11 protein-coding genes are annotated in these 13,019 nt (G+C 70.0%); 3 read left to right on the top strand and 8 right to left on the bottom strand.

Annotated features, from left to right (window positions below; all coding sequences use genetic code 11):
- Nucleotides 1-3: 3 nt before the first annotated feature.
- The 3 genes from purL to recQ form a co-directional block, all read right to left on the bottom strand.
- Nucleotides 4-2,229, bottom strand: a complete 2,226-nt coding sequence (gene purL / locus MKK49_RS12765) for a phosphoribosylformylglycinamidine synthase subunit PurL (protein WP_244028926.1) — start codon at nt 2,227-2,229, stop codon at nt 4-6.
- Nucleotides 2,230-2,337: 108 nt separating this feature from the next.
- Nucleotides 2,338-3,519 (bottom strand): hydrolase, encoded by a 1,182-nt coding sequence (locus MKK49_RS12760; RefSeq protein WP_244029000.1) that lies wholly within the window; start codon nt 3,517-3,519, stop codon nt 2,338-2,340.
- 158 nt (nt 3,520-3,677) lie between these two features.
- Nucleotides 3,678-5,531: a DNA helicase RecQ gene (recQ, locus tag MKK49_RS12755; protein ID WP_244028924.1), complete on the bottom strand. Its 1,854-nt coding sequence runs from the start codon at nt 5,529-5,531 to the stop codon at nt 3,678-3,680.
- A 90-nt stretch (nt 5,532-5,621) separates the two neighbouring features.
- On the opposite strand from recQ, the gene MKK49_RS12750 reads away from it, so the two are divergent.
- The gene (locus MKK49_RS12750) at nt 5,622-5,861 is read left to right on the top strand and encodes a type II toxin-antitoxin system VapB family antitoxin (RefSeq protein ID WP_244028922.1); all 240 of its coding nucleotides are present in this window, start codon (nt 5,622-5,624) and stop codon (nt 5,859-5,861) included.
- Nucleotides 5,861-6,265 (top strand): type II toxin-antitoxin system VapC family toxin, encoded by a 405-nt coding sequence (locus MKK49_RS12745; RefSeq protein WP_244028920.1) that lies wholly within the window; start codon nt 5,861-5,863, stop codon nt 6,263-6,265. Before MKK49_RS12750 ends, MKK49_RS12745 begins: the two co-directional genes overlap by 1 nt.
- A gap of 3 nt (nt 6,266-6,268) precedes the next feature.
- Here MKK49_RS12745 and MKK49_RS12740 read toward each other — a convergent pair whose 3' ends face one another.
- The 5 genes from MKK49_RS12740 to rpsT all read right to left on the bottom strand — a co-directional run bounded on the left by MKK49_RS12740 (nt 6,269) and on the right by rpsT (nt 11,713).
- A complete protein-coding gene (locus MKK49_RS12740) occupies nt 6,269-6,880 on the bottom strand; it encodes a LysE family translocator (protein ID WP_244028918.1) in 612 nt (203 codons plus the stop codon).
- 14 nt (nt 6,881-6,894) lie between these two features.
- A complete protein-coding gene (gene recF, locus MKK49_RS12735; protein ID WP_409565069.1) occupies nt 6,895-8,085 on the bottom strand; it encodes a DNA replication/repair protein RecF in 1,191 nt (396 codons plus the stop codon).
- A complete protein-coding gene (gene dnaN / locus MKK49_RS12730; RefSeq protein ID WP_147710393.1) occupies nt 8,085-9,206 on the bottom strand; it encodes a DNA polymerase III subunit beta in 1,122 nt (373 codons plus the stop codon). Before dnaN ends, recF begins: the two co-directional genes overlap by 1 nt.
- 212 nt (nt 9,207-9,418) lie before the next feature.
- On the bottom strand, nt 9,419-10,927 hold the full coding sequence (gene dnaA / locus MKK49_RS12725) for a chromosomal replication initiator protein DnaA (protein ID WP_244028997.1): 1,509 nt from the start codon (nt 10,925-10,927) through the stop codon (nt 9,419-9,421).
- A 519-nt stretch (nt 10,928-11,446) separates the two neighbouring features.
- On the bottom strand, nt 11,447-11,713 hold the full coding sequence (gene rpsT, locus MKK49_RS12720) for a 30S ribosomal protein S20 (RefSeq protein WP_056095665.1): 267 nt from the start codon (nt 11,711-11,713) through the stop codon (nt 11,447-11,449).
- A 267-nt stretch (nt 11,714-11,980) separates the two neighbouring features.
- Here rpsT and speB point away from each other — a divergent pair, with 267 nt between their 5' ends.
- Nucleotides 11,981-12,985 (top strand): agmatinase, encoded by a 1,005-nt coding sequence (speB, locus tag MKK49_RS12715; protein WP_244028916.1) that lies wholly within the window; start codon nt 11,981-11,983, stop codon nt 12,983-12,985.
- Nucleotides 12,986-13,019 lie beyond the last annotated feature (34 nt).

The raw sequence follows: 13,019 nt of genomic DNA, 5'->3' as shown, positions 1-13,019 counted from the left end.
GGGTCAGGCCGGCACGCCGGCAGGCTGGCTCGCCATGTAGGCCGGCAGCCAACCCTCGTGGGCTTCGCGCAGTTCGGCGAGGGCGATGGTCAGGCCGCCGGGCAGGGTCAGGGTGTCGCCCCCCGTCACGCCGACCACGAGGGCGTCGATGCCCTGCGCCGAGGCGCTGTAGAGGAGATCCGGCGCGGTCTCGGCATCGACGGCGAGGAGATAGCGGGCCTGATCCTCGCCGAAGAGGTAGGCATGCGTCGCCATGCCGGCCGGTACTTCGGGGAGCGCCGCGCCGATCCCGCCGGCCATGGCCATCTCGGCGAGCGCCACGGCGAGGCCGCCATCCGAGAGATCGTGCACGGTATCGACCTGACCGGAGACGATGAGGCCGCGCACGAAATCGCCGTTGCGGCGCTCGGCGGCGAGGTCCACGGGCGGCGGCGCGCCCTCCTCGCGGCCGGCGATGACGGCGAGGTAGACGGACTGGCCGAGCCAGCCGCCGGTGTCGCCCACCAGCACCAGCAGGTCGCCCGCGCGCTTGAGGTCGATCGTGGCATGCCGCGTCACGTCGGCGAGCACGCCGACGCCGCCGATGGTCGGGGTCGGCAGGATGCCCACGCCGTTGGTCTCGTTGTAGAGCGAGACGTTGCCGGAGACGACGGGGAAGTCGAGCGCCAGGCAGGCCTCGCCGATGCCCTTGAGACAGCCGACGAGCTGGCCCATCACCTCCGGCTTCTCGGGGTTGCCGAAATTGAGGTTGTCGGTGATGGCGAGCGGGGTCGCGCCCACCGCCGTGATGTTGCGCCAGGCTTCCGCCACGGCCTGCCGGCCGCCCTCGACGGGATCGGCCTCGCAGTAGCGCGGCGTCACGTCGGCGGTCATGGCGAGGCCCTTGGGGCCGTCCTCGACGCGCACGATGGCGGCATCCCCGCCGGGCTTCTGGACGGTGTTGCCGCCGATGAAGTGGTCGTACTGCTCGTAGACCCAGCGCTTCGAAGACAGGTCCGGCGAGCCGATGAGGCGCTTCAGCGCCTCGGCGCCGCCGACCGTCTCGGGCACGTCGGACGCCAGGATCACCGGCTGATGGGTGTTGGCGACGTGCGGTCGGTCGTAGAGGGGCGCCTCGTCGCCGAGCTCCTTGATCGGCAGGTCGGCCATCACGACGCCGTCGTGCTTGACCACGAAGCGCAGCGTGTCGGTGGTGTGGCCGATGACCGCGAAATCGAGGCCCCACTTCACGAAGATGGCCTCGGCCTCCGCCTCCATGCCGGGCTTGAGGACCATGAGCATCCGCTCCTGGCTCTCCGACAGCATCATCTCGTAGGCGGTCATGCCGGCCTCGCGGGCCGGGACCTTCTCGATGTGGAGTTCGACGCCGAGATCGCCCTTGGCGCCCATCTCGACGGCCGAGCAGGTGAGGCCCGCCGCACCCATGTCCTGGATGGCGATGACGGCACCCGACGCCATGAGCTCGAGGCAGGCCTCCAGCAGGAGTTTTTCCGCGAACGGGTCGCCGACCTGCACCGTGGGGCGCTTCGATTCCGAGGCGTCGTCGAACTCGGCCGACGCCATGGTGGCGCCGTGGATGCCGTCGCGGCCGGTCTTCGAGCCGAGATAGACGATGGGATTTCCGACGCCGGTGGCCGCCGCGTAGAAGATCGCGTCGGTTTTCGCCAGACCCACCGCCATGGCGTTGACGAGGATGTTGCCGTCGTAGCGCGAGTGGAAGCCCATGAGGCCGCCGACCGTCGGCACGCCGAAGGAATTGCCGTAGCCGCCGATGCCCGCGACCACGCCCGAGACGAGGTGGCGGGTGCGGGGGTGGTCGGGCGAGCCGAAGCGGAGCGCATTGAGCGCCGCGATGGGTCGCGCCCCCATGGTGAACACGTCGCGAAGGATGCCGCCGACGCCCGTGGTCGCGCCCTGGTAGGGCTCGATGAAGCTCGGGTGGTTGTGGCTCTCCATCTTGAAGACGCAGGCGAGCCCATCGCCGATGTCGATGACGCCGGCGTTCTCGCCCGGGCCCTGGATCACCCACGGCGCCTTCGTCGGCAACCCGCGCAGGTGTTTTCGCGAGGACTTGTACGAGCAGTGCTCGTTCCACATGGCCGAGACGATGCCGAGCTCGGTCAGCGTCGGGTCGCGCCCGATGAGGCCGCGAAAGCGGTCGTACTCGTCGGGCGTCAGGCCGTGCTGGCGCACCAGTTCGGGGGTGATCGGAACATCGTTGCGGAACATGCGGCCCCTCTCGACACGATCCCGTATGGCCGTCTCGGTCGTGACGGCTCTAGAGGGTTAGGGCGCGCCCTGGCAACACGCGATCGCGCCCGGACCGTTCCGCGCGGGCTACGGAACGGCGGATTCCTCCGTCACGCGGGCCTTGGGATGTTCCGCGCCGTCGCGCCAGCGCCGGATGGCGGCGTGGACCGGCTCGGGCCCGGCGACGAAGGCGACGTAGTCGAAGGCGTGCGGGTCGCGGCTCGACATGAGCAGCTGGAAGTGCATGCGGAACAGGTTCCACTTGCGCCGCTTGAGGATGCGCTTCTCGATGAGATCCTCGATCCGGACATGGATCTCCACCGGCCGGTGCGCCGCCGGCGCCGGGACCCGCGACGCGCTCAGGGGATTGCGCTTGTGGATGGAGAGCCAGTCCCACTTGGCGCGGACATCGAGCCAGCCGATGGCGTCGCAGGCCGCGACGCGGGCCAGGGACGCGCGCACGGCGACGGCCCGGGGATCGAGGGTGATCCACGGGATCACGCTGCCGATGCTGACGAACGAGACCGGGGTGCCGCGCCGTCCGAATTCGGGATCGCGGGCGAGCACCCGGTCGAGGGCCTCGATCCCGAGGAAGCTCGACGAGGAATGGCCGATCACCACGATCTCGTCCGCTCGTCCGTCCGCCGCCCGGATGAGGTCGGCGAAGGCGTCGAGGCGGGCCTGCATCCGCGCGTCGGTCCCGCCGGCGTGGTCGTGGGTGAAGGCGGTGTCGTCGACGAGGTGGGCGACGTAGAACGGTTTTCCGCGCGTCGCCGCCATGAGCCCGGTCAGGATCGCGTAGGCGAGGACCGGCACGGCGAGGCTGGTCCAGTGCCCGGACGCGATGGGCAACAGGGCGGTCAGACCGAGGGCGGCGGCGAGGCTGAGGGCCACCAGCGCGAGGTAGATGAGGTGGACGCCGACGATCACCCGGGCGAAGCGCCTTGCCTCGCGGCGGAATCGCCGAAGGTAGCCCGAACGCCAGAGCCGCCACCACAGGGCCGGCACGGCGAGAAGGCGGCGCGCGTTCCCACGGGGGAACCGGGCCGCGACGATGTCGTCCCAGCGCAGGAGGGTGTAGCGGGTCTGCGCCCCGTCCGCCTCCACGCGCCAGTCGAGGCGCAAGCCGTCGGGCGAGCGGTCGGGATCGCTCACGGTGATCGCCATGGCGCGCCGGGTGGCGGTCAGGCGGCTCTCGCGACGGAACAGACCCCAGTAGGTCTCGGGCGCGCGCGGGTCGAAGCCCGGCATGTAGAAGACTTGGCGCAGGAAGGTCTCGCGCGACCGTGTCTCGGCTGAAGGGGCGTCCTGAGGGATGGGTCGATCCGTCCGGTCATGCGTGGATTAAATGATTCGCGCCGGGCGCGATGGGCGACAGCGCTCGTCCCTACACGATGCGCATCCCGTCCGACGAGTGCCAAACCGCATCACGCCGATCCGGCCGGCGCGTGCGACAGGAACTCGGCGATGGCCTCGACGAAGCGTGCGCCATAGGCCTCGCGCTTGCGCTCGCCGACGCCGTGGACCGTGCGCAGGGCGTAGAGATCGACGGGTTTCGAGCGGGCCATCTCGATGAGGGTGCGGTCGGGAAACACCATGAAGGCGGCGATGCCCTCGGCTCGGGCGATGGTGGCGCGCAGGCCGCGCAGGTGCTGGAACAGGGCCTCGGTGGCGGGATCGAGGTCGAGGCTGGCGTCGTCGCGGGAGGCCGCCCGCTTGCGGTCTCGCGGCTCGGCCACCTTCGGCTCGGGGTCGGGCCGCATCTGGATGGTCTCGCGACCGAACAGGATCGCCTCGCCCTTGTCGGTGAGTGACAACCCGCCGAAGCCGTCGCCGTTCTCGGAGACGGCGCCGGCGGCGAAGAGCTGGCGCAGCATGGCGCGCCAAGCGGCGACGGGCTTGTCGGCGCCGACGCCGAAGGTCTTGAGGGCGGCGTGGCCGTTGCGGCGGATCGGGTCGGATTCCTTGCCGTGGACCACGTCGCAGACATAGGCCGCGCCGAAGCGCTGGCCGGTGCGGACGATGGCCGAGAGCAGCTTCTGTGCCGGCACCGTGGCGTCGACGAGCGAGACGCCGGAGCGGCACAGGTCGCAGCGCCCGCAGGGCTCGCTCGCCTCGCCGAAATAGCCGAGCAGGGATTGGCGGCGGCAGGTGGCGCCCTCGCAGAGCGCGATCATCGCCTCGAGCTTGCGCCGCTCGACGCGGCGGCGCTCGTCCGGCACCTCCTTCTCGTCGATCTGGCGCCGCCGCAGGGACATGTCGTCGAGGCCGTAGATGGTGAGCGTGTCGGCGGGCAGGCCGTCGCGGCCGGCGCGGCCGATCTCCTGGTAGTAGCCCTCGACGTTGGACGGCATGTCGGCATGGCAGACGAAGCGCACGTCGGGCTTGTTGATGCCCATGCCGAAGGCGACGGTCGCGGTCATCACCACCCCGTCCTCCTGCAGGAACGTGTCCTGGTTCTTCATCCGCGTGCCCTGGTCGAGGCCGGCGTGATAGGGCAGGGCGTTGAAGCCGTCCTTGGCGAGGCTCTCGGCGAGCTGCTCCGTACGCTTGCGCGAGGAGCAGTAGATGATCCCGCTCTCCGAGCGCCGGTGCTTGAGGAAGCGCTCGATCTGCCGGGTGGGATTGTCCTTCGGCACGAAGGTCAGGCGGATGTTCGGCCGGTCGAAGGAATGAACGAAGGCCTTGAGTTCGCGGCCCGCCGGAAACAGCCGCTCGGTGATGTCGGCCCGCGTCGCCTTGTCGGCGGTGGCGGTCAGCGCCACGGTCTGGACGTTGCCGAGCGCTTCGCGGGCGCGGGACAGGTCGCGATACTCGGGCCGGAAATCGTGGCCCCATTGCGAGACGCAGTGGGCCTCGTCCACAGCGAGACGTCGGACCCCGGCCCCGCGCAGGGCGTCCATCAATCCCTCCATCATCAGCCGCTCGGGCGAGACGAAGAGCAGGCGCAGATCCCCGGAGCGGATCCGGCGCCAGGTCTCGCGCGAGGTCGCCTCGGGCACGGAGGAGTTGAGGGTCGCGGCCGCGACACCGAAGCCGAGCATCTGCTGAACCTGATCGTGCATCAGGGCGATGAGGGGCGAGACCACCACGGTGAGGGACGATTCCACCAGGGCGGGCAGCTGGTAGGTCATCGACTTGCCCGAGCCCGTGGGCATCACGGCGAACACGTCGGTCCCGTCGAGCACCGCGCCGATGACCTCGTCCTGGCCGGGGCGGAAATCGTCGTAGCCGAAGGTCGTTTTCAACGCGGCGCGGGCCTCGTCGAGACGGCTGGTCATCGCAAACCTTGGGGTGGTGATTTCGGGGGTCGGCTTGAATGGCCGCCGTGTAGGCACTACGCTTCGATTGTCTACACGGGAACGATCCTAATGCCTCTCAACATCCGAAGCGAGGAGGTGAATCGCCTCGCGGAGAAGGTGGCGGCCTTGGCCAAGGTCAGCAAGACCGAGGCGGTGCGCACCGCGCTGGTGCGCGAGGTCGAGCGCCTGGAGCGGACGCCGTCGCTCCTGGAACGCCTGCGGCCGGCACGGGCACGGATCGCCCGCCATCCCGACACGGGCTTGGAGGCGGACAAGGCTTTCTTCGACGACCTCAACGGGGAGCCGTGATGTTCGTCGATGCGTCCGCGATGGTCGCGATCCTGGCCGGAGAGGAGGAAGATGTCGCCCTTTTCGGCTGCCTCGAAGCGGCCAGCCGGCCCATCACCTCGGCACTCGCCATCTTCGAAGCCGCGAGCGCCATCTGCCGCAAGAAGGGCCTGTCGGTCGATGCAGCCGAAACGGAGGTGCGCGGCCTGCTGGAGCAGGCGCGCATCCGAGTGGTGCCCATGACCGACGACGAGGCGCACGGCGCCCTGGCCGCCTATGCACGCTACGGCAAGGGCCGCGGCCACCCGGCACAGCTCAACATGGGCGACTGCTTCGCTTATGCCTGCGCCCGCGCGCATGATGTGCCGCTCCTGTTCATCGGCACCGATTTTTCCCGGACCGACATTCCGTCCGCCCTCGCGTGAGGTTCACCGCGTGGCGACGGCGACCGCCGCGCCCGCCATCACCGTCCCGGCGCCGCGATTGATCGCCCGCCGCGCGCGAACCGAGGTGAAGACCCGCCGGGCGCGGGCCGCAGCCGCGGCATAGGCCGCCAGGACGGTACTCAGGACGACGACGATCGTGGCGCCGATCCCGGCGAAGCCGAGGGGGGTCAGGTGATCGAGGTCAACCACACCCGGCAGGAGCGCGAGGAAGAACAGGATCACCTTCGGGTTGCCGAGGGTGAGAACGAGGCCGCCGAGGAACAGGCGTATCCGGCCGTCCGCGGCCACGCGTGCGGTCTCGACGGGCTCCACGGGCGCGGTCCAGGCTTTCCAGGCGAGAACCGCGAGGTAGGCGGCACCGGCGTACTTCAGGACGACAAACGCGACGGCGAGGGACCGTGCGAGGAGGGCCAGACCGGCCGCCGCCACGCCGAACCAGACGAGATCGCCCACGACGAAGCCGGCGATGAAGGCCCCGATGCCGCCCGTCCCGCGCGCCAGCACCCGCGCCACCAGGGCGGCGATGCCGGGCCCCGGGGAGGCCACCGCGACGGCGTAGATGCCGGCAAACAGGATGAGATTCGCGATCGACATGGCCCACCGGCGATTCAGGGCGCGGCGACGCGCCCGTCGACGATCCTCACCAGATCGGCGCGGCCGTCCAGCTCCGCGAACAGGGCCGGGTCGGCTCCGGTCATCCAGACCTGACCCGACAGGGCTTCCAGGGCGTCGAACAGGCCGGCGCGGCGGCGCGGGTCGAGGTGGGCAGCGACTTCGTCGAGGAGGACGAGGGGGGCGATCCCGCACATGACCTGGACGAGGCGGGCATGGGCGAGGACGAGTCCGATGAGCAGGGCCTTCTGCTCTCCCGTGGAGGCAGTGGCGGCCGGCACGTCCTTGGGGCCGTGGCGCACCACGAGATCGCTGGTCTGCGGCCCGCTGAGGGTGCGCCCGGCGGCGCGGTCGCGAGCACGGCCCTGGCGCAAGGCCATGCGGAAGCGGTCCTCGGCCTCGAGTGCCGGCCAGACGGCGACGAGGTCGTCGAGGTCGCCCTCCAGCCGCAGGGCCGCCCAGGGGAAGGGCTGCGCGTCGTCGCGCCCCTCGGCGATGAGGCGGTCGAGGCGCTCCGTGGTCTCGCGGCGGGCCAGCGCCACGGCGACGCCGAGTTCGGCCACCTCGCGCTCGATGGCATCCAGCCATTGCCCGTCGTTGGGACGCTCCTCCAGGAGGCGGTTGCGGGACCGCAATGCCCGCTCCAGGGCATTGACCCGGGCGCCGTGGGTGGCGTCGACCGCGAGCACCAGCCGGTCGAGAAAGCGGCGACGGTCGCCGGCCGGCCCCCGGAACAGGCCGTCGAGGTCGGGGGTGAGCCAGACCACGCGCAGGAATTCGCAGAACGCGACGGGGGAGGAGGCGGTGGCTCCGTCGATGCGGCACAGGCGCGACGCACGCCCGTCGAAGCCCGGCGGCTCGTAGCCGGTGCCGACCCGGTGCTCGCCCTCGCCCGCCGCCAGGGTCATCGACACGGCGAAGCCGCCCGGTCCCCCGGTCCGGGCCATGCCGGCGAGGTCGGCGCGGCGCAGGCCCCGACCCGGCGAGAACAGGGACACGGCCTCCAGCAGGTTGGTCTTGCCGGCGCCGTTCTCGCCCACCAGCGCGACAAACCGACGGCCCACGGCGAGATCGAGGTCGGCGTGGTTGCGGAAGTCGCGACAGATCAGGCGGGTGAGGCGAAGGCCCCGACCCGCTGATGTACCCTCACGCACAGTCTCGATGGGATTGGAAGAGACGGTCGCGATCACACCCGCATCGGCATCAGCACGTAGAGCGCGGGCGCGCCCTCGCGGTCCTGGATCAGGGTCGGCGAGCCCGGGTCGGCGAGCTTGAACAGGGCGGTGTCGCCCTCGAGCTGGCCGGTGATGTCGAGGAGGTAACGGGCGTTGAAGCCGATATCGAGGGCGGCGGCGTCGTAATCGACGTCGAGTTCCTCCGTGGCGCTGCCGGAATCCGGATTGTTGACGGAGAGTGCGAGGCGCCCCTCCTGCACGGCGAGCTTCACCGCGCGGCCGCGCTCGGACGAGATGGTCGAGACGCGGTCCACGGCGCGGGCGAACTGGTCGCGCTGGACGGTGAGGAACTTGTCGTTCCCGGAGGGGATCACCCGCTGGTAATCCGGGAAGGTGCCGTCGATGAGTTTGGAGATCAGCACCACGCCGCTGGCGAACTTGAAGCGGATCTTGGCCGAGGACAGGTCGATCTCGACGCCCTCGCCGCCATCCTCCACGAGCTTGATGATCTCGGCCACGGCCTTGCGGGGCACGATGATGCCCGGCATGTCGCGGCTGCCGTCGGGCGCCTCGATCTCGACGCGGGCGAGGCGGTGGCCGTCGGTCGCCACGGCGCGCATCTTCAAGGAGCCCTCGGACTCGATGGTGTGGAGGTAGATGCCGTTGAGGTAGTAGCGCGTCTCCTCCGTGGAGATGGCGAACTGGGTCTTCTCGATGAGGCGCTTGAGGTCGGCCGCCGCCAGGGTGAACCGGTTCGGAAGCTCGCCGGCCGCGAGATCGGGGAAATCGCCCTCCGGCAGGGCGCCCAGCGAGAACCGCGAGCGGCCTGAGCGGATGGTCATCTGACCGGTCTCGCCGCTCGTCTCCAGGGAGACCTGGGCGCCGTCGGGCAACTTGCGGACGATGTCGTAGATGACGTGCGCCGGCACGGTGGTGGCGCCGGCATCCGCCACATCGGCGGGAATCGTCTCCGTGACCTCGATGTCGAGATCGGTGGCGCGCAGCTCCAGGCCTGACGGTCCGGCGCGCAGGAGCACGTTGGACAGGATCGGAATGGTGTTGCGGCGCTCGACCACGCGGTGCACGTGGCCGAGCGAACGAAGGAGGGCCGCGCGCTCGACAGTGACTCTCATCGACAAAACTCGTGGTCTGAAGGTGGACGTCGCTTGAGCCGGCGCGGCGTCGCGCCTCGGCATTCCGCGTGGCAAGGTAACGTGGTGTTAACGTGGAATGGCACCGTGGCCGATGAACTTGGCGAAGCCCATCGGCGAACGCAAGTGCGAGAGGCCGGCTATCCCGAACTCGATCGGCGGCGGAGCCGAGAGGCTCCACCGCCGGACGCGCCTCAATCCTGCAGCATGCGCTTCAGGAGCTCGACCTCGTCGTTCAGCACGTTGTCCTCGCCGATGAGCTTGTCGATCTTGCGCACCGCGTGCAGCACCGTGGTGTGGTCGCGGCCGCCGAAGCGCCGGCCGATCTCGGGCAGCGAGCGCAAGGTCAGCACCTTCGAGAGGTACATGGCGATCTGGCGCGGCTTGACCACGGCGGCCGTGCGCCGCTCGGACAGGATGTCGGAGCGCGAGACGTTGTAGCGCGAGGCCACCAGCTTCTGGATGTCCTCGATCTTGATGCGCTTGGGCTCGCGGTTCTTCACCAGATCCCGGATCGCGGCCTCGGCGGTCTCCATGGTCACGGCCGCCCCCGTGAGGGTGGCGTGGGCCAGGAGCCGGTTCACAGCGCCTTCGAGATCGCGGCCGTTGGCGGTGATCGCCCGGGCGACGTAGGTCGCCACCGTGGGCGAGACCTCGAAGCTCGGATGCGAGACCTGCACCGCCGCGAGACGCGCCGACAGGATCGAGGTGCGCAGCTGCTCGTCCAGAGTGCCGATCTCCACCACGAGGCCGCCGGCCAGGCGCGAGCGGACGCGCTCTTCAAGGGCTTCGAGCTCCGTCGGGGGACGGTCGGAAGCGACCACGACCTGGCGGCCGGCGTCGATCAGGGCGTTGATGGTGTGTCCGAACTCGGCCTGGATAGACTTGCCCTGGATGAACTGCACGTCGTCGAGGATGAGGAGGTCGATGGCACGCAGGCGCTCCTTGAAGGCGAGCGCGTTCTGGGTCTTCAGGGCGTTGACGAACCCGTACATGAAGCGGTCGGCGGTGAGGTAGATCACCCGGCGGCCGGAATCGCGGGCGGCATGGCCGATGGCGTGCAGCAGGTGGGTCTTGCCCAGACCCACGCCCGCATGGAGGTACAGCGGGTTGTAGAGCGCGCCCTGGCCGTCGTGGCGGGCGACACGCTCGCCGGCCGCGTGAGCGAGGGCGTTTGAGCGACCGACGACGAAGCTCGTGAAGGTGAGGCGGTTGTCGAGCGGCGCGCCGTTGAGATCGCCGGAGCCGCCCTCGGCGCGGGCCGAGACGGGGACGTCGGACTCGGAGTCGCTCGGCGCCTGCATCCCGGAGCCGGCGGCCTGGAGGCGGGCGAGGGGGCTCGGCGCCATGGCGGGCTTCTGGGCCGCGCTCGCGGTGGCGGCCGGACGGGCGGCGGCGGGACCGCGCACCGACACGTCGATGCGGGAGACCTCCTCGACCTCGCTGCGGAAGGTGTTCAGGACGCGGTCGATGTAGTGCGACTCGATCCAGCTCTTGAGGAAGCGGGTGGGCACCGTGAGGCGCGCCGTCGCGCCGGAGACCTCCAGCAATTCGAGGCGAGCGAACCAGCTCGCGAACACGTCCTCTCCCAGTTCCGCCCGCAAGCGGCGCTTCACCCGAGCCCAGGCGGCCACCGGATCGGTGCCGCTCACGCCGCTCATGCCCGTCTCGGCGTTGCCGGACACGCTACCGTCGACATGCATCATCGCTCTCCTCGCGCCGAGGACGGAGAGCCGCCATCGGTACGTACGCACACTTGACTGACGTCGCGCCCCGCGAGCCATTCGCGGAGCCCAGATCTTCGCGCCGGAGTCAATGGACCCAGGGCGCCTTTTACCGATGAAACCAGCCTATCAACAATAAGCTACGGTTCTCCTAACAACGGGACTAACGGGGATAGCGAAATAAGCACGTATCGGGACGAGGGTTTTGCAGGACGAGTCGAACGAAGAGACCGACCTTGTGCATGATTCGCTCTCGACTCGGGGATGCACGGCTTTTATCGCGTCTTCTCAAGCGTTCGTTAAGTTACACTTGGCGTTAAGACTCTTCAACTCGCGAGATTTTCCATCAGCGTTAACAAACCCGGGCTGCGGATCTCGCCACCGCGTCCAGGATGGAGACGCCCCGCTGGATCGAGCCGGCAAGCGGACAGCCGAAAACGAAGAAAGCCCGGCATCGCTGCCGGGCTTTCTTCGCAATGGGTCCTAAAGAAGGAAGGCTTAGGCGGCGAGCGCCTTGACCCGAGCCGCGAGGCGCGAGACCTTCCGGGACGCGTTGTTCTTGTGCACAATGCCGTGCTGGGCGGCCCGCATGATCTCGGGCTCGGCTTCCCGCAGGGCGGTCAGCGCGCTGGTCTGGTCGCCGCCGGCAATGGCCTCTTCGACCTTGCGGACGAAGGTGCGCATGCGGCTGCGGCGCGAGCGGTTCACAGCGGTCCGCTTCGCGATCTTGCGGGTCATTTTCTTGGCCGACACGGTGTTGGCCATGGGGCATCCTCATCACGTTTGAGGCGATCCCGACGGGCCCGCGGGCCGGAGTGTCGTACGATCGCGTGCAGGTTGTTCGGGCAATGGCGAAGCCGACGGGCAGGGATGACCGCGACCGTTGGCAATCCGCGCTCTATAGCCACGCACCGCCGATCCGTCAACGCGAGCGTCATCGCCGTGTCGCCGAGCTTCGCCAATCTCCCTCGCTTGATCGGCACCCCACCCGCACGCGATGATCCGGTTCGGAGCACGCAGGGAGGAAGGCCGATGCCGGAGGAAACGGATGCGGCGCGGATCGCACGCCATCGCCCGCCGTCCGGCATGGAGAGTCCGCGCTTCTCGGGGATCGCGAGCTTCATGCGCCTTCCCATCCTCGATCCCGCCGAGGCCCCGGGTCGGATCGATATCGGCCTCGTCGGCATCCCGTTCGATGGGGCCACGACCAACCGGCCGGGCGCGCGCCTCGGGCCGCGCGGCGTGCGCGAGGCCTCCACCGGCACGCGGGCGCTGAACGCCAGTACGGGCGTCGCGCCCTACGATCTCGCCGCCTGCGCCGATCTCGGGGACGTCCGCGTCAACCCCATCGACGTCGCCGCCACCGCCGGGCGGATCGAAGCCTTCTACGCGCCGCTCGCCGCCGCCGGGATCGTGCCCCTCTCCGTCGGCGGCGATCATTTCGTGACCTACCCGGTCCTGCGGGCGCTCGGCCGCGACCGGCCGCTCGGCCTCGTCCATATCGACGCCCACAGCGACACCGACGACGGCCAGTACGACGGCAGCCGACTCACCCACGGCACGCCGTTCCGCCGGGCCATCGAGGACGGCGTCCTCGACCCGAAGCGGATGATCCAGATCGGGCTGCGCGGCAGCGTCGACGCCGCCGACGAACTCGACTGGGCCCGGGCCCAGGGCGTGCGGATCGTCCCCATGGACGCGGTGGCGGCGCGGGGCCTGCCCGCCGTCGCGGCCGAGGCTCACGCCGTGATCGGCGCGGGGCCGGCCTATCTCAGCTTCGACATCGACGCCCTCGATCCGGCCTACGCTCCCGGCACCGGCACCCCGGAGATGGGAGGGTTCACGAGCCGGGAGGCCCTCTCCCTCGTCCGTGCCCTGGCGGGCCTCGACCTCGTCGGCGCCGACCTGGTCGAGGTCGCCCCGCCGCTCGACCCATCCGGCATCACGGCGCTGGCGGGCGCCACCCTGACGTTCGAGATCCTGTGCCTCCTGGCCCAGGCCGTCGATGCCCGGCGAAGCGGAATCCGGGGCGGTTGACGCTGGCGCGTCCGGCGCAGACCCTGCGGCGGAC

The organism is Methylobacterium sp. J-090, assembly GCF_022829345.1.
In the GTDB taxonomy this organism is placed as follows: domain Bacteria; phylum Pseudomonadota; class Alphaproteobacteria; order Rhizobiales; family Beijerinckiaceae; genus Methylobacterium.
This window is presented reverse-complemented; position numbering and strand designations above follow the sequence as displayed.

Excerpts from the sequence above, each read along its gene's own strand:
- purL (WP_244028926.1), bottom strand. The coding sequence starts at position 2,229 with ATGTTCCGCAACGATGTTCCGATCACCCCCGAACTGGTGCGCCAGCAC.
- recQ (WP_244028924.1), bottom strand. The coding sequence starts at position 5,531 with ATGACCAGCCGTCTCGACGAGGCCCGCGCCGCGTTGAAAACGACCTTC.
- MKK49_RS12750 (WP_244028922.1), top strand. The coding sequence starts at position 5,622 with ATGCCTCTCAACATCCGAAGCGAGGAGGTGAATCGCCTCGCGGAGAAG.
- MKK49_RS12745 (WP_244028920.1), top strand. The coding sequence starts at position 5,861 with ATGTTCGTCGATGCGTCCGCGATGGTCGCGATCCTGGCCGGAGAGGAG.
- MKK49_RS12740 (WP_244028918.1), bottom strand. The coding sequence starts at position 6,880 with ATGTCGATCGCGAATCTCATCCTGTTTGCCGGCATCTACGCCGTCGCG.
- dnaN (WP_147710393.1), bottom strand. The coding sequence starts at position 9,206 with ATGAGAGTCACTGTCGAGCGCGCGGCCCTCCTTCGTTCGCTCGGCCAC.
- dnaA (WP_244028997.1), bottom strand. The coding sequence starts at position 10,927 with ATGCATGTCGACGGTAGCGTGTCCGGCAACGCCGAGACGGGCATGAGC.
- rpsT (WP_056095665.1), bottom strand. The coding sequence starts at position 11,713 with ATGGCCAACACCGTGTCGGCCAAGAAAATGACCCGCAAGATCGCGAAG.
- speB (WP_244028916.1), top strand. The coding sequence starts at position 11,981 with ATGCCGGAGGAAACGGATGCGGCGCGGATCGCACGCCATCGCCCGCCG.